The organism is Kitasatospora sp. NPDC058063, assembly GCF_042885395.1.
GTDB classification, from domain to species: domain Bacteria; phylum Actinomycetota; class Actinomycetes; order Streptomycetales; family Streptomycetaceae; genus Kitasatospora; species Kitasatospora lactacystinica.
On the sequence record NZ_JBHVSD010000001.1, the window covers coordinates 369718 to 395242 of the forward strand.

24 protein-coding genes and 1 tRNA gene are annotated in these 25525 nt (G+C 73.7%); 17 read left to right on the top strand and 8 right to left on the bottom strand.

The annotated features are described in order from the left end of the window. The first annotated feature begins 100 nt into the window (after positions 1 to 100). Both ACFVUY_RS01735 and ACFVUY_RS01740 read left to right on the top strand, forming a co-directional pair. Positions 101 to 1129 carry a Yip1 family protein gene (locus ACFVUY_RS01735; protein ID WP_387726678.1) on the top strand — a complete coding sequence of 343 codons (1029 nt, stop codon included), beginning with the start codon at positions 101 to 103 and terminating at the stop codon, positions 1127 to 1129. A gap of 154 nt (positions 1130 to 1283) precedes the next feature. Beyond that, positions 1284 to 2174 carry a metal-dependent hydrolase gene (locus tag ACFVUY_RS01740; RefSeq protein ID WP_387726680.1) on the top strand — a complete coding sequence of 297 codons (891 nt, stop codon included), beginning with the start codon at positions 1284 to 1286 and terminating at the stop codon, positions 2172 to 2174. A gap of 84 nt (positions 2175 to 2258) precedes the next feature. On the opposite strand, the gene dcd is transcribed toward ACFVUY_RS01740, so the two are convergent. Both dcd and ACFVUY_RS01750 read right to left on the bottom strand, forming a co-directional pair. Then, the gene (gene dcd / locus ACFVUY_RS01745; RefSeq protein ID WP_380548121.1) at positions 2259 to 2834 is read right to left on the bottom strand and encodes a dCTP deaminase; all 576 of its coding nucleotides are present in this window, start codon (positions 2832 to 2834) and stop codon (positions 2259 to 2261) included. Between the two features lie 71 nt (positions 2835 to 2905). Continuing rightward, positions 2906 to 3127: a hypothetical protein gene (locus ACFVUY_RS01750; RefSeq protein ID WP_380351225.1), complete on the bottom strand. Its 222-nt coding sequence runs from the start codon at positions 3125 to 3127 to the stop codon at positions 2906 to 2908. 276 nt (positions 3128 to 3403) lie between these two features. Here ACFVUY_RS01750 and ACFVUY_RS01755 point away from each other — a divergent pair. Together ACFVUY_RS01755 and ACFVUY_RS01760 are read left to right on the top strand one after the other, a co-directional pair. Further along, positions 3404 to 3477: transfer RNA gene (locus ACFVUY_RS01755), tRNA-Gly, on the top strand. A gap of 306 nt (positions 3478 to 3783) precedes the next feature. After that, on the top strand, positions 3784 to 4641 hold the full coding sequence (locus ACFVUY_RS01760; protein WP_387726682.1) for a choice-of-anchor K domain-containing protein: 858 nt from the start codon (positions 3784 to 3786) through the stop codon (positions 4639 to 4641). 51 nt (positions 4642 to 4692) lie between these two features. Here ACFVUY_RS01760 and ACFVUY_RS01765 read toward each other — a convergent pair whose 3' ends face one another. Then, positions 4693 to 5628 carry a LysR family transcriptional regulator gene (locus tag ACFVUY_RS01765; protein WP_387726684.1) on the bottom strand — a complete coding sequence of 312 codons (936 nt, stop codon included), beginning with the start codon at positions 5626 to 5628 and terminating at the stop codon, positions 4693 to 4695. Positions 5629 to 5773: 145 nt separating this feature from the next. Between ACFVUY_RS01765 and ACFVUY_RS01770 the strand changes: the two genes are divergently transcribed. Continuing rightward, positions 5774 to 7042, top strand: coding sequence for an MFS transporter (locus ACFVUY_RS01770; protein ID WP_387726686.1), 1269 nt, complete (start codon positions 5774 to 5776; stop codon positions 7040 to 7042). Then, positions 7039 to 7638 (top strand): cysteine hydrolase family protein, encoded by a 600-nt coding sequence (locus ACFVUY_RS01775; RefSeq protein ID WP_387726688.1) that lies wholly within the window; start codon positions 7039 to 7041, stop codon positions 7636 to 7638. The genes ACFVUY_RS01770 and ACFVUY_RS01775 overlap by 4 nt, the downstream gene beginning before the upstream one ends. A gap of 196 nt (positions 7639 to 7834) precedes the next feature. Here ACFVUY_RS01775 and ACFVUY_RS01780 read toward each other — a convergent pair whose 3' ends face one another. After that, the gene (locus tag ACFVUY_RS01780) at positions 7835 to 8953 is read right to left on the bottom strand and encodes a nucleotide disphospho-sugar-binding domain-containing protein (RefSeq protein ID WP_387726689.1); all 1119 of its coding nucleotides are present in this window, start codon (positions 8951 to 8953) and stop codon (positions 7835 to 7837) included. 275 nt (positions 8954 to 9228) lie between these two features. Then, complete coding sequence (locus tag ACFVUY_RS01785) at positions 9229 to 10011, bottom strand: alpha/beta fold hydrolase (RefSeq protein ID WP_380549865.1); 783 nt, start codon at positions 10009 to 10011, stop codon at positions 9229 to 9231. A 383-nt stretch (positions 10012 to 10394) separates the two neighbouring features. Here ACFVUY_RS01785 and ACFVUY_RS01790 point away from each other — a divergent pair, with 383 nt between their 5' ends. Further along, positions 10395 to 10874, top strand: coding sequence for a hypothetical protein (locus ACFVUY_RS01790; RefSeq protein ID WP_387691424.1), 480 nt, complete (start codon positions 10395 to 10397; stop codon positions 10872 to 10874). 528 nt (positions 10875 to 11402) lie between these two features. Here the strand turns inward: ACFVUY_RS01790 and ACFVUY_RS01795 are convergent. Both ACFVUY_RS01795 and ACFVUY_RS01800 read right to left on the bottom strand, forming a co-directional pair. Beyond that, on the bottom strand, positions 11403 to 12050 hold the full coding sequence (locus ACFVUY_RS01795) for a response regulator (RefSeq protein ID WP_380549859.1): 648 nt from the start codon (positions 12048 to 12050) through the stop codon (positions 11403 to 11405). 67 nt (positions 12051 to 12117) lie between these two features. Beyond that, positions 12118 to 13398 carry a sensor histidine kinase gene (locus ACFVUY_RS01800; protein ID WP_387726692.1) on the bottom strand — a complete coding sequence of 427 codons (1281 nt, stop codon included), beginning with the start codon at positions 13396 to 13398 and terminating at the stop codon, positions 12118 to 12120. 353 nt (positions 13399 to 13751) lie between these two features. On the opposite strand from ACFVUY_RS01800, the gene ACFVUY_RS01805 reads away from it, so the two are divergent. The 7 genes from ACFVUY_RS01805 (at position 13752) to ACFVUY_RS01835 (ending at position 20460) form a co-directional block, all read left to right on the top strand. Continuing rightward, positions 13752 to 14312 carry a heme-binding protein gene (locus ACFVUY_RS01805; protein WP_387691428.1) on the top strand — a complete coding sequence of 187 codons (561 nt, stop codon included), beginning with the start codon at positions 13752 to 13754 and terminating at the stop codon, positions 14310 to 14312. A 156-nt stretch (positions 14313 to 14468) separates the two neighbouring features. After that, positions 14469 to 14894: a hypothetical protein gene (locus ACFVUY_RS01810; RefSeq protein WP_387691430.1), complete on the top strand. Its 426-nt coding sequence runs from the start codon at positions 14469 to 14471 to the stop codon at positions 14892 to 14894. A gap of 106 nt (positions 14895 to 15000) precedes the next feature. Further along, a complete protein-coding gene (locus ACFVUY_RS01815; protein WP_387726694.1) occupies positions 15001 to 15882 on the top strand; it encodes an NAD(P)-dependent oxidoreductase in 882 nt (293 codons plus the stop codon). Positions 15883 to 16068: 186 nt separating this feature from the next. Beyond that, entirely contained in the window at positions 16069 to 16647 is a 579-nt protein-coding gene (locus ACFVUY_RS01820; protein ID WP_380549850.1) for a flavodoxin family protein, read from the top strand. Between the two features lie 284 nt (positions 16648 to 16931). Continuing rightward, the gene (locus ACFVUY_RS01825; protein WP_387726696.1) at positions 16932 to 18077 is read left to right on the top strand and encodes an LPXTG cell wall anchor domain-containing protein; all 1146 of its coding nucleotides are present in this window, start codon (positions 16932 to 16934) and stop codon (positions 18075 to 18077) included. Between the two features lie 263 nt (positions 18078 to 18340). Continuing rightward, entirely contained in the window at positions 18341 to 19588 is a 1248-nt protein-coding gene (locus ACFVUY_RS01830; RefSeq protein ID WP_387726698.1) for a hypothetical protein, read from the top strand. An 86-nt stretch (positions 19589 to 19674) separates the two neighbouring features. Further along, positions 19675 to 20460 (top strand): MerR family transcriptional regulator, encoded by a 786-nt coding sequence (locus ACFVUY_RS01835; RefSeq protein ID WP_387691439.1) that lies wholly within the window; start codon positions 19675 to 19677, stop codon positions 20458 to 20460. Positions 20461 to 20529: 69 nt separating this feature from the next. On the opposite strand, the gene ACFVUY_RS01840 is transcribed toward ACFVUY_RS01835, so the two are convergent. Then, positions 20530 to 21639, bottom strand: a complete 1110-nt coding sequence (locus ACFVUY_RS01840; protein WP_387691440.1) for a helix-turn-helix domain-containing protein — start codon at positions 21637 to 21639, stop codon at positions 20530 to 20532. A gap of 235 nt (positions 21640 to 21874) precedes the next feature. On the opposite strand from ACFVUY_RS01840, the gene ACFVUY_RS01845 reads away from it, so the two are divergent. The 3 genes from ACFVUY_RS01845 (at position 21875) to ACFVUY_RS01855 (ending at position 25479) form a co-directional block, all read left to right on the top strand. Next, on the top strand, positions 21875 to 22552 hold the full coding sequence (locus ACFVUY_RS01845; RefSeq protein WP_359897781.1) for a SigE family RNA polymerase sigma factor: 678 nt from the start codon (positions 21875 to 21877) through the stop codon (positions 22550 to 22552). Further along, entirely contained in the window at positions 22549 to 23997 is a 1449-nt protein-coding gene (locus tag ACFVUY_RS01850; RefSeq protein WP_387726700.1) for a hypothetical protein, read from the top strand. Before ACFVUY_RS01845 ends, ACFVUY_RS01850 begins: the two co-directional genes overlap by 4 nt. 267 nt (positions 23998 to 24264) lie before the next feature. Next, positions 24265 to 25479: a hypothetical protein gene (locus ACFVUY_RS01855; protein WP_387726702.1), complete on the top strand. Its 1215-nt coding sequence runs from the start codon at positions 24265 to 24267 to the stop codon at positions 25477 to 25479. The last annotated feature ends 46 nt before the right edge of the window (positions 25480 to 25525 follow it).

Consider the following 25525-nt stretch of genomic DNA (forward strand, 5'->3'; position numbering starts at 1 on the left):
CCGGCGGGTTTTCGGCCCCGTTCGTCTCAGCCTCGCTGCAAACCGGCCCCGGCTCCGTCCGGGGCCGACGCGGGCCGGGCCGGGCGGGTACCTTCGGACCGTGGCTGGTAATCGATACGACAGCGGTCAGGGCGCCGACCGTCCGCACGGCGGGTGGTCGGCCCCTCCGCCGCCGTCGGTGCCCGGGGGGCACGGGGGGACGGACGGGCCGGAGTACTTCACGGCCCCACACGCGGCGACGCCCGGCGGTCCCGGCAGGCCCGCCGGCCCGCCCGGCGGTCCGGGGCACCCGGCGGGGGACGGGTACGACCCGTACGCGGCGGACCGGCCCGGCAGCACCCGGGCCTTCCCGACCGGCGACCCGTACGCGGACGGCGGCCCGTACGCGCAGCAGCCGCCGTACGGGCCCGCGCAGGGCTACGGCCCGGACCAGGGCTACGGGCCCGACCACGGGTACGGTCCGGACCACGGGTACGGGCCCGACCAGGGGCACCACCCCGATCAGGGGTACGACCAGCAGCCGTACGGCCAGGACAACGTCGCCGTCTACCGGGCCGGCGGCCAGTCCGCCCCGCACGTCGCCGGGCCCCGGCCGCACTGGCGCGAGCTGTTCACCGGCCTGTTCCGCGCCCCGACCGCCATCTTCGACCGCACCCGCGACCACCAGGTCTGGCTGCCCGCCCTCACCGTCTCGCTGCTGTACGGCGCGCTCGCGGTGCTCGGCATCGGGCTGACCCACGACGACATCGTCAACTCGACCTTCACCGTGGCGCTCACCGGCATCCTCGCCGCCGCCATCGGCTTCACCGTGACCGGGGCGCTCTTCGGCGGAGTCACCTACGCGCTGGCCCGCCAGCTCGGCGGCGACGGCCCGTGGAAGGCGACCATCGGCCTGGCCGCGCTGATCGGCTGGCTCACCGACGCGCCCCGGCTGCTGCTCGACCTGGTGCTGCCCTCCGGCAGCGCCGTCGTCCAGGTCGTCGGCTGGGCCACCTGGATGCTCTGCGCGTACCTGCTGACCAGCATGGTCCGGCGGCTGCACGACCTGCCCTGGGGCAAGGCCGCGGCCGCCTCGGCGGTACAGCTGGTCGCGCTGCTGGTGCTGATCAAGCTGCCGACGCTGGGCTGAGCGCCCCGGCGGGCCGAGCCCTTCGGCGGGCGGACGGCTCCGGCGGGCTCCGGCGGGCGGAACCCTTCGGCGGGCGGAAGGCAGAATGGGGGCGGGCCGCGGCCGAGCGCCGGGCCCGCCCACCCTCGTCGTCCCACCTTCACCGGAGCCAGGAATGACCCTCCCCACCACCCACGTCAGCTTCCCGGCCGGGGCGGTGACCGGCGAGTCCCCGGTGCTCGCGGTGCACCCGCTGGCCGACGGCCGGTACGCCGTCGTCACCGAGGCGACCCCGTTCCACCCGCTCGACCACACCTGGCCGGACCAGCCGGCCGACCTCGGCACCCTGACCGTGGACGGCACCGGGCTGGCCGTCGTCGACTGCCTGACCGGCGCCGTCGGCCCGGACGGCGGGGAGCTGCTGGTCGGCGCCGACATCCCGGTCCGGCGCGGTGACGAGGAGTGGTCCTGGCTGGTCCTGCACGTCCTCGACGGCGACCCCGGCGACATCGTCGGCCGCACCGCCGCGCTCGCCGTCGACGCCGACCGCCGGGGCGCCCTCAGCGCCTCGCACAGCGGCTGCCACCTGCTCGCCCTCGCCCTGAACGCCGCGCTCGCCCCGCGCTGGCGCAAGGACCCGGGCCGCTCGGACGCCTTCGGCCACCCCGACTTCGACAGCCTCGCCATGGCGAGCTCGGTGATGGACACCGCGGCCAGCACCGACACCTACCGGCTCGGCAAGTCGCTGAAGAAGAAGGGCTTCACGGTGGACGCCACCGAGGAGTTCCCGGCCCTCGCCGACGCCCTGCCGGCCCTCACCGAGGCCGTCAACGCCCGGCTGGCCGCCTGGGTCGCCGCGGACGCCCCGGTCCGCATCGAGGTGCCCGGCCCCGAGCTGACCGCCCGCCGCCAGTGGCACTGCGAGCTGCCCGAGGGCGGCGCGCAGATCGCCTGCGGCGGCACCCACCTGCACCACCTCGGCGAGCTGGCCGAGCTGCGCACCGAGCTGCGGCTGTCCGAGGACGGCACCGAGCTGGTCGCCGTCACCAGCCCGAAGCGGGCCTGAGGAACGCCGCGGGCGGCCACCCTCCTTCCGACCTCGGAAGGGGGTGGCCGCCCGTCGTGCGTGCGCTCTGCGGAGCCCTTCGGCTCAGACCTTGGTGTGGTGGAAGTTCAGGTACGAGCGCGACGGCGTCGGGCCGCGCTGGCCCTGGTAGCGCGAGCCGTAGCGCTCCGAGCCGTACGGGTGCTCCGAGGGCGAGGAGAGCCGGAACAGGCACAGCTGCCCGATCTTCATGCCCGGGTACAGCTTGATCGGCAGCGTCGCGACGTTCGACAGCTCCAGCGTCACGTGGCCGCTGAAGCCGGGGTCGATGAAGCCGGCCGTGGAGTGGGTGAGCAGGCCCAGCCGGCCCAGGCTCGACTTGCCCTCCAGCCGGGACGCGACGTCGTCGGGCAGCGTGATGACCTCGTACGTCGAGGCCAGCACGAACTCGCCGGGGTGCAGGATGAACGCCTCGTCGCCCTCCGGCTCGACCAGCCGGGTCAGGTCCGGCTGCTCCTCCGAGGGGTCGATGTGCGGGTACTTGTGGTTCTCGAACACGCGGAAGAAGCGGTCGAGGCGCACGTCGATACTCGACGGCTGGATCATCGACGGGTCGAACGGGTCGACGACGACCCGGCCCCGGTCGATTTCGGTCCGGATGTCCTTGTCAGAGAGCAGCACGCTTCGAGGTTACGTGCAAGAAAGGGCCCCGGACGAATCCGCCCGGAGCCCGTCCGCCCTTCCGCCGGCCCTCAGGCCAGGAACTCCGCGGCCTCCAGCCGCATCGCCCGCGCCAGTTGCGGCTCCGACAGCTCCCGCACGTCGGCCAGCACCGAACTCCGCAGCCGTCCGCACTGCGGACATCGGATCAACCGCCCGGGGCCGATCCGGCCCGGACCGAGGTTCTGCATCGGGAACGTGGTGGTGCTGAACAGGTGCCCCTCGGCACAACGAACGACGGCGCGCTGCTCCATCGATCCCCTTCCCATCCCTAACCCAGTACTCACCCGTACTCACGTGCCCCGGCGGCCGAGCCCCGGGACAGCGTCACACGAAGGGATGTTCCGGACATTCCTCACCATGGCTCGCCGCCCCGGCCCCCACCCACCGGGGCACTCGCACGCGGCCCAAACAGTACGCCCCCGCACCCGCCCCACCGTGCTCCGCCACGTCCACCGACCCCCTGTGCAACCACCGTCGCAGATGGGGTACAGTGACACTGGATCGAGCGGTCTCTGACGGCTCATCAGGCGGGCGTAGTTTAATGGTAGAACATGAGCTTCCCAAGCTTAGAGCGCGAGTTCGATTCTCGTCGCCCGCTCCAGCAGTAAAGCCCCAGGCCAGTGGCCTGGGGCTTTCGCGTTGTCCGGGCCGATTCGAGCGCTGGTCGAAGCGGCGCAGCGGCGGAGCCGGCCGCGCCACACGAACCGGTGAATCGCGCGCGAAACCCAGGGCTCGTCGGGAGGTCGGGGGCTAGCGTTCGTGTGCCGGCGGCGGCGGCGGGCTTCCTGCCGAACCGGCGCTGTGGGTATCCGCCGGCGAAGCCCCCTCAGGGACGGGTGCCCACGAAACGCGTGCAGCCGTGTCGCGGGCGGCGTGTCCACCCATCGAATCGAGGAGTTGTCCGAGCATGTCCACAGTCACGACGTCGGGAACCTGGACTGCTGTCACCCCGACCCCGCCCAACGTTTCGGGCCTCAACACCAGCGACATCACCTGGGGTGTCCCCGTCGGGGGCGGAAAGAGCGGTTATTCGTTCTCCGGTGGCACGGTCGAAGTGAAGGCCGACGGTTCAGAGGCGACACTTGGCACCTTCACCCACCAGAACTTCCCCATCATGGGCGGCGGCATCAACCAGTTCGATGTCGATCTGGTGGTCCGCATCCGGTTCGAAGAGGACGACAAGGACCGCGACTTCAGTTTCAGCTTCCACCACTTCGAGACGCCCAACGACGGCCCCACGCCCGATGACGAGGTCGATCTGCCCACGCGGGTGTCCCCGGAGAGCGTGACCATCGACGGCGAGGAATACGCCGCCGTGATCACCGGCTTCAAGCGGAACGGAGAGATCGTCAACAGGTTCCTCAGCCCGGAGAACGGCGCCAACAGCGCCGACATCGTCGCCGTGCTCTCCCGTGTGGGCGCCCCGGACGTGGTCATCACCCACGTCCACCACAAGGGCGAGGTCAAGTACACCCAGGCCGACGAGTACGTGGAGATCGTCAACCAGGGCACGGCGCACGCGGACATCTCCGGCTGGATCCTCTACGCCGACGACCCCGGCCAGAACTTCACCTTCCCGTCCGGCACCACGCTCAAGGCCGGTCAGCGGATCCGCATCCACACCAACGAAGTCCATGCCGAGTGGGGCGGCTACTCCTACGGCAGCGGACGCGCCATCTGGAACGACAAGGGCGACACCGCACACCTCTCCGACGCCGAGGGCGAACTGATCTCCGACTACAGCTACGGCACCGAGGCTCTCTGAAGTGCCGTCCCGGCCGGTTCGGGCCGCGTTGCCCGGGCCGGTTCGGGGTGGTCAGTGGGGGAGGGCCCAGGCGGGGGTCCAGGTGTCCGGGGCGGCGGGGTCCGCGGGGGCGGCCGCGAGGTGGGCGCGGAGCGTGGGCAGCGCCGGGTGGGGGTTGTCGCGGTGCCAGAGGAGGGAGTGGGGGTAGACGGGCGTCGGGTCGGTCACCGGGATGCGGCGCAGGCCGTGGCCGGCGGGCCAGACGAGGCGGGTCCGCTCGCTCATGAAGGTGGCCAGGGCCGGGGTGTCGGCGATGGTGTCGAGGAGCACGTCGGAGCCGAAGTTGGGGCCGGTGGCCTCGATGGTGAGGCCGAACTCGGCGACCAGGTCGGCGTAGTAGGCGCCCCACTCGGTGCCGGGGGCGATGCCGGGCATCCAGATCCGGTGGCCGACCAGTTCGGCGACGGTCACGGACCCGGCGTCCGCGAGGGCGTGGTCGGGGCCGGTGAGGAGTTGGAGCGGTTCGTCGAGCACCCGGACGGACTCGATGTCCTCGGGCAGGGGCCTGCCGGGCGCGGCGACGGCGCGGAAGGACGCGTCGATCGTGCCGGAGCGGATGGCGGCGACGGCGGTGTCGATGTCGAACAGCATCAGCACGTCGAGGTCGACGTCGGGGTGGCTGCGGTGGAAGCCGCGCATCAGGCCCGAGACCGCGCCGCGTGAGTTGATCACGTCGACCCGCAGCGGGCGGCGGCCGGCGCGCACGGACGCGACCGCGCGCTCGGCGACCCGCAGCAGCTCGCGGGCGTGGGGCAGGAACGCCTGCCCGTCGATGGTGAGTTCGGCGCCGCGCGGGGTGCGGGTGAACAGCCGCACGCCGAGGTCGCGCTCCAGTGCGGCGACGCGCTTGGAGACGGCCTGCTGGGTGACGGACAGGTCGACGGCGGCCTTCTGGAACTGGCCGGCCTCCGCGATGGCGGCGAAGGTGCGCACTGCTTCGAGGTCCACGCGACCCACCTTAGGGAACAACCAGGGGTTGTGCGGAGTGGGTGAATCGGTTGTTTGACCTGCCGCAGCGGCGCCCGATTGGCTCTCACCGGTCAACCCCGGTTTGTTCGGCCGGGGTCGGGACGTCGAGGGGAGCGCACCGCGCATGACGGGCGGGAAACGGCTGGGCCGGCGGTTCGGATGGCTGTGGGCGGCGTACGCGGCGAGTGCGTACGGGTCCGGACTGGGGTTCGGGGCACTGCCGCTGATCGCCGTCCTGGTGCTGCACGCCGGGCCCGCCGAGGTGTCCGCGCTGTCCGCGGTGGGGCCCGCGGTGGGTGCGCTGGTCGCGGTGCCGCTCGCGCCGTGGGTGGAGTTCCGGCGCAAGCGGCCGGTCATGATCGCGACGGACCTGATCCGGTTCGCGGCCATGGCGACGATCCCGGTGGCCTACGCCTTCGGGTGGCTCGGCTTCGTCCAGCTGCTCGCGGTCTCGATCGTGATCGCCGCGGCCAAGATCGCGTTCGGCGCGGCCAGTGGGGCCTACCTCAAGGCGCTCGTCCGGCCGGAGGACCTGCTCGTGGCCAACGCGCGCTTCGAGTCTACGAATTGGAGCTCCATCGCGATCGGGCCGCCGCTCGGCGGGGCGGCGATCGGCTGGTTCGGGCCGGTCACCACCGTGGTGGCCGACGCGCTCGGCTACCTGCTCTCCGCGCTGGGCGTCACCGCGATCCGCGACCGGGAGGAGCCGCCCGTCCGGGCCGGCGGGAACCCGCTCCGGGCCGGCGCGGTGCTCGACGGCTGGCGACACATCCTGGGCGACCCCGGTTTGCGGGCGCTCTACCTCAACAACATGCTCGTCGCCGGTCTGATCATGGCCACCGAGCCGGTGCTCGCCGTCCTCCTCCTGCGCCAACTCCACTTCGCCCCTTGGGAGTACGGCCTCGCCTTCGCCGCCCCCTGCCTCGGCGGGCTGATCGGCTCCCGGCTGGCCCGGCGGGTCGTGGAGCGCCACGGGCGGGACCGGGTCTTCCGGGTCGTCGGCACCCTGCGGGCCGTCTGGCTGATCGGCCTGGTCTTCGTCCGCCCCGGCGTGGTCGGGCTCGTCACCGTGATGGCCGTCGAGCTGGCGATCATCATCAACATGAGCCTGTTCAACCCGGTGCTCGCCACCTACCGGCTCGAACGCACGCCCAAGCACCTCGTCGCCCGCACCCTGTCGGCCTGGTCGATCGGCCAGCAGGCGTCCATCGCCGTCTGCACCGCGCTCGGCGGGGTGCTCGCCGACGCCACCGGCCCGCGCACCGCCCTCACGGTCGCGGGACTGCTCATCCTCGCCACCCCCTTCCTGCTTCCCCGACCCGACCGGACGCGGCCGGACGCCGTACCGGGCACCCCGCCGGCCGCACCATCCGTACGGAGGACACCCGCATGAGCACCGACCGGGCACTCGATCCCGCGCACACCGCCCTCCTCGTCCTGGACTGCCAGCCCGCGATCCTGGCCGCGCTGCCCGGGGACGGGGACCGCGAGGCCCTGCTCGGCCGCGTGGCCGGGGCGATCGCCGACGTCCGCGCCGAGGGCGGCACCGTCGCCCACGTACGCGTCGGCTTCACCGAGGCCGACTGGGACGCCGTCCCGGCCGCCAACACCACCTTCGCCCCGCTGGCCCGGCACCGCGCCATGCACCACGAGGACCCGGCCGCCGCCGTCCACGAGGACCTGGCGCCCGGGGACGGCGACATCCTCGTGCGCAAGACCCGCTACGGGGCCCTGTCCACCACCGACCTCGACCGGCGGCTGCGCGAGCGCGGCATCACCACGCTGGTCGTCTGCGGCCTCGCCACCGGCGGCGCCGTCCTGTCCACCGTCCTCGACGCGGCCGACCGCGACTACCGGCTCCTCGTCCTGTCCGACGGCGTCGCCGACCCGGACCCGGAGGTCCACGAGGTCCTGCTCCGCCGGGTCCTCCCCTCCCGGGCCGACGTCGTCGACACCGCCGGGCTGCGCGCCCTGCTCCGGGGCGACTGACGGGCCCGAACCCGTCCCGCCCCCGCACGCCGTGCCCACCCGGTGCGGGTGTGCGGCGAGCCCCGGCGCGACCCGGCCCCGCCGACGGGCGCCCGCAGACGGCCGACCGACAGACGCCCGCAGACGGCCGACAGCCGCAGGCCGACCGGCCCGCGGCTGTCGTGCGGCCTCCGGGTGGGCCGGAGCCGGCAGTGGATCAGCGGCGGGCGGCGAGGCCCTCCAGGGCGGGGACCAGGGTGGCCGGGGTGGGCAGGGCGGCGTTGTCGGCCTGCAGGCGGTGGGCGGCGTCGCGCAGCGCGGCGTCGGTGAGGACGCGGGTGAGCAGCGGGGTGTCGACGGCGTCGGAGGTGGAGCTCAGGGCGGCGCCGGTGGCGGTGATGGCGTCGGCGTTGAGGAAGTGGTCCGCGCCCTGGGGGAGCAGCAGCTGGGGCAGGCCCGCCTGGAGGGCGGTCAGCATGGTGCCCGAGCCGCCGTGGTGGATCAGCGCGTCGGCGCGGCCGAGCAGTTCGTTGAGCGGGACCCAGGGCAGGCCGCGGACGTTGGCGGGCAGGGTGCCGAGCGGGGCGAGGTCGGCGCTGCCGACCGCGAGCAGGAAGTCGGCGTCGACCTCGGCCGCCGCCTCGACCAGGCGGACCACCGCGCGGACGCCGTCGAGCTCGGCGAGCACGGTGCCCAGGGTGACGACCGCCCGCGGGCGGTCGGCCTTGCGGAGGAACTCGGCCGGGACGATGCCGCCGCCGTTGTACGGGACGTAGCGCATCGGCAGGCCGTCCGGGTCGCCGCCGAGCGGGCCGACGTTGAGTACCGCGGTGATGTCCGGGCCGGTCAGGCCGCGCTCCTCGTACAGGTCGGACACGTGCGAGGCCACCAGCTCGGCCATGGGACGGCCGGGGCTGGCACCGAAGTTCTGCACCACCGACGGGATCTTGAGCTGGGCGGCGACCAGCGGGGCGGCGGCGGCGAAGGAGTCGTGGACGATCAGGTCGGCGCCCCAGTCGGTGGCGGCCGCCAGCAGGCCGTCCACGTCGGGACGGGAGGCGCGCGCGAACATCGCGGCCGCCATGTCGAGGATCTCGTCCTGGGTCCTGTTCTGGTTGACGTACTCGACCTTGCCGCCGAGAGCCTCCTCGATGATCTCCCGCAGGCTCCGGCCGTCGCCGATCTGGACGACGGGGAAGCCCGCGGACCGGATCAGCTCGATCGGCTGTCCGACGGCGAACAGGACCTCGTGCCCGACGGCGCGCAGCGCCTGGGCGGTGGGCACCATCGGGTAGAGGTGACCGGCCGCGGTGGGGCCGGTGAAGAGTATGCGCATGGCGGTCTCCTTGCGAATGTCGCTGACAAGGCAGTCTCACCTTTGAAGTTGACGTTCAGTCAATTTGATAAGGATCGCCATGCGCGGTAATCGGCCTTTCTGGAGCAGGGCTTGCCTCTCGGGCAACGGTGTGCTCCGCGCGCCGGTCGCCCGGGCCGTGCGCGCCCGCCGACCGGACCCCCGTGCGCCGCCGCCCGCTCCCTCCCGGCGGTCGGTTGCGCGGCGGCCGGTCGTACGGCGGTCGGTCGTGCGGCGGCCGGTCGTGAGGCGGCCGGTCACGCGGCCGTGAGGAAGTCCCGGACGGTGCCGGTGAACGCCTCGGTCTCCTCGGCGAGCACGATGTGGCCGGTGTCGAACTCGGCGTAGGCGCTGCCGGGCAGGGCGGTGTGCAGCCGGCGGGCGTTCTCCACCGGGACGGTGGCGTCCTGGGTGCAGCCGATCACCAGGGCGGGCGCCTGGACGCGCGGGAGCAGCGGGCCGAGGTCCAGTCCGAGGTTGAGGGCGATGTGCCGCAGGGTGCCCGGAGTCGGCTGCATGTAGGCGGTGTTGGCCTGGACGGCGGCGCGCCCGATCCGGTCGAGGAAGCCGCGGCTGAAGGCGGTGAGGGTGGCGTAGCCGCCGAACGCGGCGGGGTGGTCGGCGAGCGAGAGCCAGGTGGCCATGGAGAGCCGCAGGTACTCGTCCTGTTCCGCGCTGATCCAGCCGGCGGCGGCGATCAGCCGGCGGACCCGCTCGGGGTGCAGGGCGGCGGTCGCGGTGGCGACGACGGCGCCGAGCGAGAAGCCGAGGACATCGGCGGGGCCGCGGCCGGCGTCCTCGATCACGGCGGCGACCTGGGCGGCCAGCGCCTCCAGGGTGAGCGGCGCGCCGTCGTCGTCGGCGGCCTCGCTGCCGGAGAGGTCGGGCAGCAGCACGGTGCAGCGGTCGGTGAAGGCGTCCAGCAGGCCGTCCCACATGGCCGAGCCGGGGCCGGTGCCGTGCACCAGGACGAGGGTGTCGGGGCCGTCGCCGACGACGCGGTAGGGGATGCGGGCGGTGCCGACGGTGATGACGGGCATGGCGGGTCCTCTCGACAGGGGGCGGACGGTGGGTCAGGAGACGTGCGGCAAGCGGCTGGACGGCGGTTTCGGACCGGCGGCCCGGCGGCTCGACACGAGAAGTAAACTACACGGTGCAGATCAGTGATTCAACTGCACCGTGCAGTGCACTTTGAGGGTGTGGGAACGGTGAGGGATGGAGCCGGGAGGGGAACTGCCCGTACCCGCCCGCCGTCCAAGCAGTGACGGAATGCCTGCCCGGGTTGAACACCGGGAGGAGTACGGAGGGCCCTGTGCAGTCAGGTGGTGCCGAGCTGAACGTCGGATGTCCGGGCGGCGGCCCCGGGGGCGCGCGGGTCGCGCCGGTCCGTCGGTCCGGGTCCGGGCCGGGGTCGGAGTCGGGGGTGACGGTCGATCAACTCGACGCCGCCGAGCGCTGCGAGACACTGCTCCAGGACACCCTGGACGCCGTCCGTCCGGCGCCGGTCTGGCAGGGGGCGCCCGCGCGGGCGGGCGCGCGGCTGCCGCTGCCGGGGCGCGAGTCGGAGCTGCTCTGGTACGTCACCCGGGGCCGGGACCTCCTCACCGTCGTCTCGCTGCCCCGGCGGGCGGTGCTCGCGGACGTGGTGGAGCAGCACTGGCGGCGGCGCGGCTGGACGATCACCTCGCTGAACGCCGGCCAGGAGCGCCCGGGCGTCGCCGCGACCACCCCGGACGGCTACCGGCTGGCACTGCGCTTCGGCGAGTCGGGCGAGGCCGGGCTGACCGCGAGTTCGCCCGGAGTGGCCCGCTCGGAGCGGGGCCCGGTGCTGTCCGGGAGCGTCGACCACTGCGCGCCGCCGCTGCCGTACGTCCGCTGTCCGTACTGGAGCGCCCTGGCGTAGGTGTCGGAACGCGCCGGAACGCGCCGGGGAGGCCGGAGGAGCCGGCGGAACGGGACCGGGGGAGGCGTGGAGCGAGTCCCCCCGGACCCGCTCCACGCCGCCTCGTCGCGCGGCTTCGGCGCTGCCGCTCCCCCCGACACCCCGGGCAAACCCGCCGTTCCCCCCTGGCCACACCCTCCGGCGAGAGCGGTCCGCACAGGCCCCGGCGAGCCCCCACCCCCCGGGGACGTCGTTGATCTCAAACTAACAAACCGCGTGGTTGGTTTGTCAATAGCGAAATCCACGAAACATCCACATTGTGGCGAGGGCCTCGGCGGAACCCGAAAAGGCCTCGGACCAGGGAGTTGTGGCCGATCCGGGACGGCCGGCGCCCGAGCCGCCCGCACCGGGCCGGTGGAGCTCACGGGCGGGCACCGGCTCGGAATCCGACATTCCGAGCATCATGGCAGCACGCAGTGACACCGGGCGAGCGCCCAGCGCAGCCGGGAGAACGGGGAGCGGGGGAGCGGAAAGCGGGGGCGGACGGCCTCAGCGCAGCAGCCGGCGCTCCTTCGCCACCGCCACCGCGCCCGCCCGGGTGTCCACGCCCAACTTGTCGTAGATCCGGCCGAGGTGCGTCTTCACCGTGGCCTCGCTGATGAACAGCGCCCGGGCGATCTCCCGGTTGCCCAGCCCCTGCGCCAGCTGTTCGAGGATGTCCTGCTCGCGTTCGGTGAGCTGCGGTGAGGGGGCCCGCATCTGCGCCATCACCCTGGAGGCGACCGGCGGCGAGAGCACCGTGCGGCCCCGCGCGGCCGCGTGCACGGCGGCGAACAGCTCCTCCGGCCGTTCGGCCTTCAGCAGGTAGCCGGTGGCGCCGGCGGCGATGGCCCGGGTGATGTCGGCGTCCGTGTCGTAGGTGGTGAGCACCAGGACGTGCGGTCCGCCCGGGGCGGCGGTGATCCGCCGGGTGGCCTCCACCCCGTCGATGCCGTCGCCGAGTTGGAGGTCCATCAGCACGACCTGCGGCGCCAGCCGGGCGGCCAGCGCGACGGCCTCCTCCCCGGTGCTCGCCTCGCCGACCACCTCGATGTCGCCGGCGCTCGCCAGCAACGCCAGCAGCCCGGCCCGCACCACGGCGTGGTCGTCGCAGACCAGCAGGCGGACCGGGGTCGTCCGGACGGGAGTCGTGCTCATCTCTGCTCCAAGGTCATGGCTGCTCCGGGCCGGTCGCCGCCGCGCCGGGTGCACGGGTGCTCCGCACTCATCGCTGCGTCAGGGGGATCGCGGCGGAGACGACGGTGCCCTCACCGGGCGTGCTCTCCACGGTCAGCCTGCCACCCAGCTGCCGCAGCCGGGCCCGCATCGCCGGCAGGCCGTACCCGCGCCCGCCCCCGGGGCCGGCCGCGTCCGGGTCGAAGCCCTGTCCGTCGTCGGCGATGTCCAGCACGGCCTGGTCGCCGAGGAAGGACAGCGTGATCGCGGCGGCCGAAGCCCCGGCATGCTCACGGACGTTGGCCAGTGCGCCCTGGGCGATCCGCAGCAGCGCGGACTGCGCGGCCGCGGGCAGCGGCACCGGCGTGCCGTCCAGGTGGAAGCGGACCGGCAGCCCGCTCTCGGTGGACTCCCGCTCGGCCAGCGACCGCAGCGCCCGGTCGAGGGTGCGGCCGTCGGACAGCTCCACCGGCGCGAGGTCGTGGACGAAGCGGCGGGCCTCGGCCAGGTTCCGGGCTGCCACCTCGGCGGCGGTGCGGACGTGGGTGCGGGCGGTCGCCGGGTGGGTGTCCCAGGTGCGCTCGGCGGCCTGGAGCAGCATCTGCTGACTGGACAGGCCCTGCGCCAGGGTGTCGTGGATCTCCATCGCCAGCCGCTCGCGCTCGGCCAGGGTGCCCTCCCGCCGCTCGGTGGCGGCGAGTTCGCGCCGGGTGCGGACCAGATCGGCGATCAGCGCGCGCTGCCGGGCGGCCTGCCGGGCCATGACGAGGAAGACGCCGGTGGCGAGCCCGGCCACCGCGGGCGGCAGCAGGACCAGCGTGGCGTCGGTGCCGCCGGGCAGCCGGATCTCGGCGATCACCACCAGCAGGGTCAGCGCCCCGACCAGCGGGATGGCCGCCCTCGCCGGCAGCACCCGCAGCACGCTGTAGATCAGCGGGACGGCGCACCAGGCGAAGCTCGGCGCGAGCAGCACCAGCACCACCCAGAGGGCCACCACCAGGGCCAGCGGCCACCGGCGGGGCCGGCCCGGGGCGGGCGGACGGCGGTGGTCGAGCCAGGACCCGGCCGGCCGGGCGACCGCGAGGGCGGCGCTCAGCCCGATCACCCAGGGCGCCTGCGCGGTGCCGGAGTGGTGGCTGAGGTAGCGGTTGAGCGAGGCGGCGAGCAGCAGCAGGAAGGCGGAGTCCAGCAGCAGTGCCAACCGGCCCGCGTCCGGGTCGCCGGTGTCACGGGTGTCGCCGGTGCCGGTGCGGGTGCCGAGGGCGTCCCGGCGGCCGGTGCCGGTGCGTTCCGCAGTGCCGCGGCCGGCGGTCGGGCGGGGCTGCTGCACGGGTGGCTCCTGGCTGAACGGGTGGTGCGGGCGCGGTCGGCACCGGCCCGGACAGCCTGCATCGGCCCGTACCGTCGCGGCCCGGCCCCGCACCGACCTGCGTCGATCCCTCGATGGTGACCCGTCCGGCCCGGGGCCGCATCAGCCGATCGGTTGACCCCGGCGTCCACCATCATGCCCGGACGTCCGCGCCGGACCGTCGATGTGGCGGCGCCTTCCCCGGGCGGAGGATCGAAGCACGCCGCCGGGCGATCCCCCCAACGGCCCGGCGGCCCCCGAACCCCCGCCCCACCCCACCTCGCCACACCCCCCCTCGCCACACCCACCCCGCAGATCCGCTGAGGAGCTGGACCATGAAGAAGACCTCCGTGCGCACCCGGGTGCTGACCGGCACCGTCGCCGCCGCCGCGCTCGCCGCCGCCACCGTGGGCGCCGTCTCGGCGAGCGCCGAGTCCACCGACACCCCGGCCGTCCCGGTGGCGGCGAAGGCCGACACCCAGAACAAGAACCTGGCCGCGAGCAGCGGCCTGACCATCGACGCCGCCACCCGCGCCGCCCAGGCCGCCCTGGACGCGGCCACCAAGGCCGGCCAGCACGTGTCGGTCGCGGTCGTCGACCGCGACGGTGTCACCCGGGTGCTGCTGAAGGGCGACGGCGCCGGCCCGCAGGCCCCGGTCTCGGCCGAGCGCAAGGCCTTCACCGCGGTGTCCTGGAACGCCCCGACCTCGGAGCTGGCCAAGCGGCTGGCCCAGGCCCCGAACCTGAAGGACATCCCGGGCACCCTGTTCCTGGCCGGCGGTGCCCCGATCCAGTCGAAGGGCGCTCCGATCGCGGCCGTCGGCGTCGCGGGTGCGCCCAGCGGCGACCTGGACGAGCAGTTCGCGCAGGCCGGCGTCGCCGAGCTGGCGAAGTGACGTGAGCCCGGCCGCCGGACCGCCCCGCGCGAGGGGAGGGCCGGCGGCCGGGTCATGGTCTCGTTCGGGTGAACACCGGGAGGGTCGCCGCAGAACACGGGATGACCCTTCGAAAAGCCGGTGCCACTGTCAGTGGCGCGTGGCAGGCTTCCCGGTATGACGGCGTGGACCCTCAACGACATCGAACGTGCGATCCGCTCCTCCTGGGGTGTCGACACCTGTGCGCCCGAGGATCTGGCCCACTGGCGTCCCGACAATCCCGCCCGCGGCCAGTGCGGGGTGACGGCGATGGTGGTGCACGACCTGCTCGGCGGCGAGCTCATGATGGGCGAGGTGTACGTCGACGGGGTGCGGACGGACCTCCACTGGTGGAACCGTTTCGCCACCGGCTTCGAGATCGACCTCACCCGTGAGCAGTTCGGGCCGGACGAACTGGTCGGTCCCGGCCGCCCGGTGGCCCGACCGGCCCGCCCCGGCCGGCTCCAGGCCCAGTACGAGCTCCTGCGCGGCCGGGTGGTCGCCGAACTGGAGCGCGGGGCGGCCGACGACCGCACCCCGATGCCGGCCCGCGCCTGCGCGTGAGCCGCTGCCCGGCCGCGGGTGCGCCGCCCGGGTCACCGGCCGGCCCGCGGGCGTTCTGACGTACAGTCGGTCGTGCACGAGCAGGTGCGGCGACGGGAGTGCGGGGATGACCGGGCGGACGATCGGCTTCGTGGGGCTGGGTGCGATGGGGCGCGGCATGGCCGGCAGCCTGCTGCGGGCCGGCCACACCGTACGGGTCTGGAACCGCTCGCCCGGGCCGGTGGCCGCCATGGTGGCCGAGGGCGCGGAGGCGGCCGACTCGCTCGCCGAGGTGTTCGCCGCCGACACGGTGGTCTCCATGCTCGCCAACGACACGGCGGTCGAGCAGCTGCTCGACCCCGCGCTGCTGGCCGGCGCCGCGGCGACCCTGCACGTCAACATGGCCACCGTCTCGCTCGCCCTCGCCGAGCGGGCCGAGGAGCGGTACGCCGAGCACGGCATCGGCTACGTCGCCGCGCCCGTCCTCGGCCGTCCGCCGGTCGCGGCGGAGGGGCGGCTGAACATCCTGGTCGCGGGCGCGCCCGAACTGCTGGAACGGGCCGAGCCGCTGTTCGCCGCGATGGGCGAGCGCACCTGGCACTTCGGTGAGAGCCCCCGGCAGGCCAACACGGCCAAGATCAGCGCCAACTTCCTGATCGCCTGCGCGATCGAGTCGATGGCCGAGGCGTGCAGTCTGGCCGAGGCGCACGGCGTCCGGCCGACCGACCTGGTGGAGATGCTCAGTGGGACGCTCTTCCCCGGGCCGATCCACAGCGGCTACGGCTCGATGGTGGCCGAGCGCCGCTACGAGCCGGCGGGGTTCCGGCTGCCGCTCGGACTCAAGGACGTCGGCCTCGCGCTGGAGGCGGGGGCCGCGCGCAACGTTCCGCTGCCGTTCGGCAGCATCCTGCGGGACGCCTTCCTGGACGCGCTGGCCCACGGCGACGGGGACAAGGACTGGGCGGCCGTCGCGGCCGTCGCCCGCCGCCGGGCCGGACTGCCCGACTGACCGTCGGCCGGGCCGGCCCCCGGCCCGCGCCGGGTGCTCCGCGCCCCCGGCCCGCGCCCGGTGCTCCGCGCCCCCGGCCCGCGCCGGGTGCTCCGCGCCCGCGGTTTGGCATGGGCGCGGAATAAACCGGCGTTCGAGGGCTGCTCACTCCTGCGTCCGCACCGTACCCACGACGGAGGAGTCCTGATGGCCGATCAGCCGTCCGGCGCCGAGGCGCCGCGCCGTTTCCTGTTCCTCGACGCCAGCGCGCGCGCCGACGGCAACTCGGCCCGGCTCGCCCGGCTGGCCGCAGGGTCGAGCCTGCCGGCCGGTGCCGAGCAGCGTTGGCTGCGCCTCGACGAGCACCCGCTGCCGCCCTTCCGGGACCTGCGGCACACCGGCGACGGCAGCTACCCCGAGCCGGCCGGCCACGAGCGGACGCTGCTGGACGCCACCCTGGCGGCCACCGACCTGGTCTTCGTCGCGCCGCTGTACTGGTACTCGCTGCCGACCAGCGCCAAGCTCTACCTCGACCACTGGTCGGCCTGGATGCGGGTGCCCGGGGTGAACCTCAAGGCCCGGCTGGGCGGCGGCACGCTCTGGGGCGTCACCGCCCTCGCCACCGAGGACGACAAGGCCGAGCCGCTGATCGGCACCCTCCGGCTGACCGCCGAGTACATGGGCATGCGCTGGGGCGGGGTGCTGCTCGGCAACGGCAGCCGCCCGGGCGAGGTGCTGGACGACGAGCGGGCGGTGATCGCGGCCAAGTCGTTCTTCGCGGGCTGAACCCCGGGCCGGGGGCCGCGCGTTATCGCCCTTCGGGCGTGTACCCGTCACGCGGCACCCCGGAGGTCGACCCGGGGCAAGGCGCAAAAGCCTTACGAGTGGCCAGAGTTGGATGATTCGGGCACTCCGCCGCCGGGTTCGATTCGTAGCGTGCCACCCGGCTTCCGGACCGGTCGGGTCGTTCGGTACTCTCCGTCGGACTTTCAGCTTCGCGGGGGGTACGTGGCGTCTGCGGCCGCCCCCTCGCGCCCCGGGCCTCGCCCGGACACTTCCGTGAGGTCTCCTTGTCCATACGTCGCAGTTTTGCCCTTGCCGGAGCCGTCGCGCTCGCATCCTCGCTCGTCCTGGCCGGCGCCCAGGGCGCCATGGCCGTCGGTGCCACCGGTACCCCGTCCGCCGTCGCGCAGCAGGCCGACAAGGCGTCGCACGCGAGCCTCGACCTCTCGCTGAACGGCGTGCCCGGCACCTTCATCGCCGGCGGTGACGCCCGCGAGTTCACCTTCAAGGTCGACAACAGGACGAAGCACGACTTCGTCTTCATCCCGCTGCTCAAGTTCAAGAACAAGGCGGGCTCGCTCCAGGCGAAGGACCTCAAGGTCCAGTACCGGCTCCCCGGGGGCGAGTGGCAGAACGCCGTGGTCGCCCCCGACCAGAGCGGGGAGAAGAACGACTCCGTCCTGATGATGCTCGGCACCCTCGACGGGGCCGGCAACCCGGTCGGCGACGACCTGCTCGGAGTGAACCGCGGCAAGAACGTCCCGATCAAGGTCCGCGCGTCCTTCACCGACGGTGCCCCGCTCGGCCGGGCCGGCGTCATCCCGGTCGTCTTCGCCGCCGAGCTCGACGACTCCAGCCACCAGCCGGTCGACAACGGCCACCTGAGCTGCGACGGCGGCGTGGGCTTCGTCATCAAGGCGCACGGCGGCGGCAAGCCGACCCCGACGCCCACCGCGTCGCAGACCGGCAAGCCCAGCCCGACCCCGACCCAGACGGGCAAGCCCAGCCCGACCCCGAGCAGCTCCTCGTCGGCCACCACCACGCCGACGGAGAAGCCGACCGAGACGCCCACCGGCAAGCCGACCGAGAAGCCGACCGAGAAGCCCACCGAGAAGCCCACCGAGAAGCCGACCACCCCGGCCACCGGCGAGCCCTCCGGTTCGGCCACCGCCCCGGCTCCGGCCGAGAGCAGCGGCGACACCGCGGGCCCGATCGACTTCCCGGTCGTGCCCCCGGTCATCACCCCGCCGCCGCTGACCCCGGCCGCCGTCGACAAGGCCAAGGCCGCCGCCGACGGCAGCGACAAGGCCCTGGCCCAGACCGGTGGCGGTGACGACACCACCGCCATCGCGGTCGCCGGCGGCGCCGTCCTGGCGGCCGGTGTCGGCACCCTCGTGGTGCTGCGCCGCCGCAAGTCCGCCCAGCAGGGCTGACCCGGAGCGCACCGATGCCCGGGAGGGCCGGGCTGCGGCTGATGCCGGCCCGGCCCTCCCGGCGTTCCCGGGCGGTGTCCCCTCCCGGCCCGCCCTCCCGGTGTTTCCGGGCACGCCCGCTCCCGCCGTTCCGGCCGCGCCCCCGGAGCCCCCCGTGCCGCCCGCACCGTCCCGTCGGACGGATCCGCGGGCGGCGCGGACGGTTCTCCTCCGTCACATAGGATGTCCGGCCGGAGGGGGGCGGAACGGCGGGGAGAGGACAGGTGCGGACAGCACGCACGGCACGGGCCACCACCGACTACGAGGCGGCGACCGGGCGGATCGCCGGGTTGCCGCTGCGCAGGCACCACGTCCTGCTGGCCGCCTGGACGGTGCTCTGGTTCCTCCTGGTCGAGCCCAGCGGCGGCTTCTCCTGGCACTACCTGCGCCAGGGCGAGCAACTGCTCTTCAGCGATCAGCCCGACGGCGGCCTGTCGCTCTACGCCCGCCACCCGGAGCTCCAGATCGGCCCGGTGAGCCTGGCCGCGGCCAGGCTCACCGCCCCGTTCGCACCGCACACCGGCGAGCTGATCGCCGAGGCGGTGAGCGCCGGGCTGGGCCTGGTGATGCTGGTCGTGGTCGGCCGCACCGCCGCCCTGTACTACCTCGGCACCGGGATCAACCACCGGCGGCTCCAGCAGCGGCTGCTGATCGCCGGGCTGGCGTTCATCCCGATGTGGGTCGAGGTCTCGGTCCGCTTCGCGCACCTGGACGACGTCCTCGCGCTGTTCTTCACCACCCTCGCCGCGCACGCCCTGGCCCGCGGCAAGCCCGTCCAGGTCGCGGTGCTCCTGGCGCTGGCGGTGGACTCCAAGCCCTGGGCGATCGCCTTCGCCCCGCTGATCCTGGCGCTGCCCCGGCCCGCCTGGCTGCGCACCGCGCTCTGGTTCTGCGCCCTGGTGGCGATCGCCTGGCTGCCGTTCTACCTGGGCAACCTGGACACCATGGCGGCCGCCAAGTTCACCATCCCGAACCAGCCCGCTTCCGCGCTGCGCTGGTTCGGGGTCACCGACCCGGCCACCCCCTGGTGGGACCGGCCGACCCAGTTCGCGCTCGGCATCGGGCTCGGCTGCGTCGCCGTCTGGCGCGGCCGCTGGCCGGCCGTGGTGCTGCTGGGCGCGGACGCCCGCGTCCTGCTCGACCCGAGCGTCTACACCTACTACACGGCCTCGATCCTGCTCGGCACCCTGCTCTGGGACGCGGTGGGGCAGAAGCGGCTCGTCCCGTGGTGGAGCTGGATCGCGCTGGCCGCGCTGTACGGCGGCACGCTGTTCCTCCCGTCGGACGCGGCCCGCGGTTTCGTCCGGCTCGCCTTCGTGGTGGTCTCCGCCGCGTACGTGCTGTTCTGGCCCGCGCAGCGGTCCCGCCGGCCGCGGTCCGGTGCGCCGGGCGACGGCGACGGCGAGGGCGGTGCCGTCGGCCGGCGGGGCGGGCGGCGGCGCGTGCGGGTGCCGGCCGGCGCCGGGGTCTGACGCGGGAGGGCCCGCCCCCGTTCACCGCTTGACCCTCACGCGACGTGAGAGCCGAGGGTGGTGGTCAGCACCAGGGAGGAACTCCGATGACCAGTGAGGGCTACTCGGTCGGCGCCGTGGCGAAGATCGCCAAGGTGACCGTCCGCACCCTGCACCACTACGACGGGATCGGTCTGCTGTCCCCGGCCGGCCGTACCCGGTCGGGCTACCGCCGGTACACGGACGCCGACCTCGACCGGCTGCAGCAGATCCTCTTCTACCGAGAACTCGGGTTCCCCCTGGAGGAGATCGCGGCGATCCTGGACGACGACTCGGTCAGCCCGACCGAACACCTCCGGCGGCAGCACCGGCTGCTCACCGACCGGATCAGTCACCTCCAGGAACTCGCCTCAGCCGTCGAACACGCCATGGAGGCACGGAGAATGGGCATTCAGCTGACCCCGGAGGAGAAGTTCGAGATCTTCGGCGAGGACTACCAGGAGGACTGGGAGCAGGAGGCCGAGCAGCGCTGGGGCGACACCGCGGCCTGGGCCGAGTCGCAGCGCCGCACCGGCGGCTACTCCAAGGCCGACTGGCAGCGGATCCAGGCCGAAATGACCGGGCTCAACGACCGTCTGGCCGAGGCGATCACCGCCGGCGAGCCCGCGGACGGCCCGGTGGCCACGGACCTCGCCGAGGAGCACCGGCAGCACATCTGCCGGAACTTCTACGACTGCACGTACACCATCCACCGCGGCCTGGCCGGGCTGTACGTCTCCGACCCGCGCTGGACCGAGGCCTACGAGAAGATCGCGCCGGGCCTGGCCCAGTGGCTGCACGACGCCGTCCTCGCCAACGCCGACCGGCGCGAGGAGAAGCGCGCGGGGCAGTAGGCCGCGCGCCCGGGCCGTCCCGCGCCCGTCCCGCGCCCACGCCGCCCCGCGCCCGAAGGAGTGCCGGGCTCAGGCCGCCCCGCGCCCGAAGGAGCGCCGGTAGGCGGTCGGGGAGGTGCGCATCACCCGGCCGAAGTGGTGGCGGAAGGTCGCGGCGCTCTCGAAGCCGACCGCCGCGGCGATCTCCTCCACCGACCCCTCCGGCGACTCCAGCAGCGCCAGACTGGCCGCGATGCGCTGGGTGACGACCCAGCGCATCGGGCTGGTCCCGTTGCGGGCGGTGAAGTGCCGCAGGTACGAGCGGTCCGACATCCGGGCGGCGCCGGCCAGTTGCGAGATGGTCAGCGGGGAGGCCAGGTGGTCCAGCGCCCACTGCATGCTGCGGGCGATCCCGTCGTCCTCCTCCTCGACCGGGCGGACCGCCGCCTCGATGAACTGGGACTGCCCGCCGTCCCGGTGCGGCGCCACCACGAAGCGCCGGGCCACCGTGTTGGCCACCTTGGCGCCGTGGTCCTGGCGGACCAGGTGCAGGCAGAGGTCGATGCCGGCCGCGCTGCCCGCGCTGGTCAGCACGTCGCCGTTGTCCACGTAGAGCACGTCCGGATCGACCCGCACCGCCGGGTAGCGCTGCTGGAGCAGCTCGGCGTACCGCCAGTGGGTGGTCGCCACCCGGCCGTCCAGCAGCCCGGCGGCGGCCAGGGCGAAGGCGCCCGAGCAGATCGACACGATCCGGGCGCCGCGCGCGTGCGCGGTGCGCAGCGCCTCGACCAGGGCGGGGGAGACGCCACCGCCCTGGCGGCCGGGAGGTGCCCCCGCGCCGCCGAACGCGTTCGGCACCCCGGGGACCACCACGGTGTCGGCCGCGGCCAGCTCGTCCAGCCCGTGCCGGGCGGTCAGCGTGAAGCCGCCCACCGCCTCCAGCGCCGTACCGGGCCGGTCGGCGCACACCTTCAGCCCGTACCAGGGTGCCGCCAGCAGGCCGGTCAGCTCGGGTCGCGCCAGCCCGAACACCTCGACCACCACGCCGAGTTCGAACGGTGCCATGCCCGGGAAGGCGTACACCGCGACGTCGTGCACGGGCTCCGGGCGCCGGCCGATGGTGACGGCCACCGGCCGTGGCCCGACGGCGGCTTCGGCGACCGGGGCGCCGGCCGGGCCGGAGACGTTCTGCTCGGCCATGCGAACCCCCTGCTCACGGGTGGCGGAACGCCGGTGAGTGTAGCCGTCCCGGCCCCTTCGGAATTTTCTTCGAACCCGACTGCAACCTTCACCTCCGTCACACGTCCTTTGGTACGGGGGCGGAGGGAGCCCGGCAGAGGGCGGCTGGGATGATCCCCCCGATCACGATCTTGATCAGGTGGACCTGACGGAACGGCGGCCGCCGTCACCGTCCCGGGGGAAAGCGGAATCGCGAATGTCCATGGCCATCGGGCCGACCGCCGTGCAGGCAGGGGGGCGCGGCTTCTCCGTTCGCGGAGTGGTCGCCGCACTGTTCGGCGCACAGGAGGCCGGCGAGCCGCTCGCCGCCGTCGCCACCGAGCAGGAGGCGAAGCAGCGCCGCTCCGGGTTCCGGCTGCTGCGCGGCGGCCGGAAGCCCGCCGAGGACCGGCCCACCCTGACCGACCTCTACCACGCCCACCGGCTCGGTCTGGTCCGGATGGCGGTCCTGCTGGTCGACCACCAGGACCTGGCCGAGGACGTCGTGCAGGACGCCTTCACCCAGCTCTACCAGCGCTACGGCGAGGAGCTGGACGACCTCGACAACGCCCTCGGCTACCTGCGCACCTCGGTGGTCAACGGCGCCCGCTCGATGCTTCGCCGCCGCAAGACCGCCCGCGAGTACGTGCCGCCGCACGTGGCCGACGCCCCGTCCGCCGAGGACCACGCGGTGCTCAACGACGAGCACCGCCGGGTGCTGGTGGCCCTGCAGGAGTTGACTCCCCGCCAGCGTGAGGTGCTGGTGCTGCGCTACTGGTCCGACATGTCGGAGGCGCAGATTGCCGAGACCCTGGGACTGTCCCGGGGCGCCGTGAAGTCCACTGCCAGCCGCGCTCTGGACGCCTTGGAAAAGCACCTGGAGAAGGTTCGATGACCGACAAGCTCCCCCGCCGCATCGGCGGCGACGGCGACGGGCCGGCCGAGACACCGACGGAACGGCTGCTCCGCGAGGCGATGACGGCCCGGGCCTCCATGGTCACGGCGGCCGACCTGCGACCGGCCGCTCCCCCGAAGAACCGCATCCGCCGGCTGCGCCCGGTGTACGCCGTCACCGTGCCGCTCGGCCTGGCCGCCGCCATGGCGCTCGGCGTGCTCACCTTCCACGGCGAGCCGGTCGCCCAGGACCAGGTCCCGCCGCCGGCCGCCACCCTGACCGCCGTGCCGAGCCCGACGCCCGATCCGACCGGCGAGCCCAGCCCGACGGCCACCCCCACCGACCAGGGCACCCCCACGAATGAGGCCGAGCCGGAGGTCCCGGCCGCCGGCGGCTTCTCCTCCTCCGCCCCTCCGGCCTCCAACACGCCGACGGGTACGGCGAGTTCGTACACCTTCCGGGGTGTCAGGTTCAAGGTTCCGGCCGGTTGGAAGACCGTGCCGGTCTCGACCAGTCAGGTCTGCGTCCTGAGCCCGGGCGCTCCGACCGACCCGCAGCAGGGCTGGGACTCGGCGAAGTGCGAGCCGTACGGCGTCCTGGTCGTGGTCTACAACAGCCCGGACGAGATCGGCGGCGGCGCCTGGCCGACGACGGACGACCTGGTCGCCGACAGCGGCTGGGGCCACCAGCCGAACTGCCCGATCTGGGGCCGGCCCTACTTCCCCGAGAACGGCTACTCCTCGGTCGGCGCACCCGTGCGGACCAAGCCCACCGTGGCCGGCAAGACGATCGACAAGACCCAGTGGAACGTCACCTGCAAGCCCGGGGACACCTTCACCGCCCAGCTGTGGGGGATGGGTCTGGACCAGGTCTTCGTGGTGGCGAACGGACTCAAGAGCGACTACCAGTCGGGCCTGACGGCGATCGTCAACAGCCTGGACGTGAGCGGTCACAAGTCGCCGTCCCTGACCCCGTCCGACAAGGGCGCGAAGGACATTGCGATCACGGTCGACGGCGGCATCGGCGCCGGACAGAAGATGTCCACCAACGGCACCCCGGTGACCTTCACGGTGACGTACCGGAACACCGGCCTGAAGACCTACGACAAGCTCCAACCGCTGGTCTACACGAAGGAGTACGCCGGGACGCCGCCGAGCGAGATAGTCATGATCAACAGGGGCAAGCTGGAGCGCCAGGACGCCGGCGTCTGGAAGGAGATCCCGCTCGGGATAGGCGGCGGCATGGACTACGCCATGGTGGGCCAGCAGGCCCAGTTCTCGCTCGCGCCGGGGGAGTCCAGGACGGTGACGTACCGGATGAGCCTCGACAAGCTGGACGGGCCCGGCACGATGCCGGTGTCCGTCCAGGCGATGCTGCCGTACGACGGCTCCGCGCCGCTGGCCTCCCTGAAAGAGGTGATCGTCCCGGTGACGGTCGTGAAGTAGCCGTTCCGAGCGGGCCGTCGAGGCGCCGTGACCGGGGATCTCCCCTGGTCACGGCGCCTTTCGGCGTTCCGGGCGAAGTCCGCGGAAAATTTCTTCGAACCGACCTGCAACCCCCCGGGGGGATGGACGTCTATCAGGGTGAGAGGCGGGGAGAGCGAGCCGGCGGAGCCGGGGGGCTCGGGCCGGCTCCCCGGGGCGCGACATCAGGCGCCCGTTCATCCGATCACCATCACCTTCATCACCACGTGTCCTTGGGGGGACTGTCACATGAACGCGTCCGTTATCGCCCGTATTGCGAAGATTGTCCCGCTGGCCGTCGTCGCCGCCGTCGGTGTCGCCGCCTGCGGACCGACGAACGGCGGAGCGTCCGTCGCCGCCTCCGCTCCCGCCTCCACCCCGGCCGTCACCTCCTCGGCCACCCCCGGCGCGGGCGCCGTCCCGACCACCCCCGCCCCGGCCGCGCCGACCACCGAGGCGGCTCCGCCCGCCGCCGTACCCGCCGCCGACGCCCCCGCGGCACAGGCCCCCGCCACCGGGACCAAGCCGGCCGCGAAGGCCCCGGCCAAGCCGGTCGCCGCCAAGCCGGCGCCCGCCAAGCCGGCCAAGCCCGCCGCCCCGAAGGGCGCCCAGCCCGGCGGAAGCGGCGTCGGCATCACCTTCGGCGGCCTGAAGGAGAACCAGCAGATCGAGCTGAACGACCTGGTGTCCTTCTCCGTGACCTGGAAGAACAACGACGCCACCGGCACCCGCAACGTGGCCCCGGTGGTGTCGACCCAGCTGTACGAGGGCGCGCCCTGCTCGATGATCGCGATGGCGGAGGGCACCCTGGAGCGCAAGGACGCCTCGGGCTGGAAGAAGCTGGACAACCTCAGCGCGGGCACCGGGATGGACTACGTGATCAACCGGAAGGACGGGGCCTTCACGCTCGCCGCCGGTGAGAGCCGGACCATCGAGTACCGGATGCAGCTGTCCTCGGCCAACCGTCCGGGCCGGATCACGATCGAGGCGGACGCCCCCGTGCCGAACTCCGCGGACTACCGCGACATGGCGAAGGCCGAGCTGAACGCCGTGGTCGTCGACCGCCACGCCCCGGAGGTGACCGGTGTGTCGGCGTCGAGCCTCAAGGTCGGTACGACCCCCGCCGAGTTCGGCTTCGTGGTCGCCGCGCCCGACGGCACCGCGAACCTGCACCCCGTGGTGGGCCTGTCGAGCGCCAACTGGCTGACCCCGGACGACGTCACGCTGGAGGTGATGGCCGGCGGCGCCTGGAAGCCGGTCGAGGTGCGCGAGGACTGCAACGGTCTGACCGCGGTCACCCCGACCGGGCTGGAGGCCAACCGCTGGGGCGACTCGGTCGAGTACTCCTTCCGGATCACCATGAAGCAGGCCCCGCAGTTCGACGTGGACGTCCAGGTGGGTGCCGAGGCGAACGGCCACCAGGCCGCCCGCCGGCACGCTTTCGACCCCCAGGGCCGCCGGTAACAGCCGCCCGCACCGAAGCCGAAGGGCCCGGCCTCCCACTGCTCGG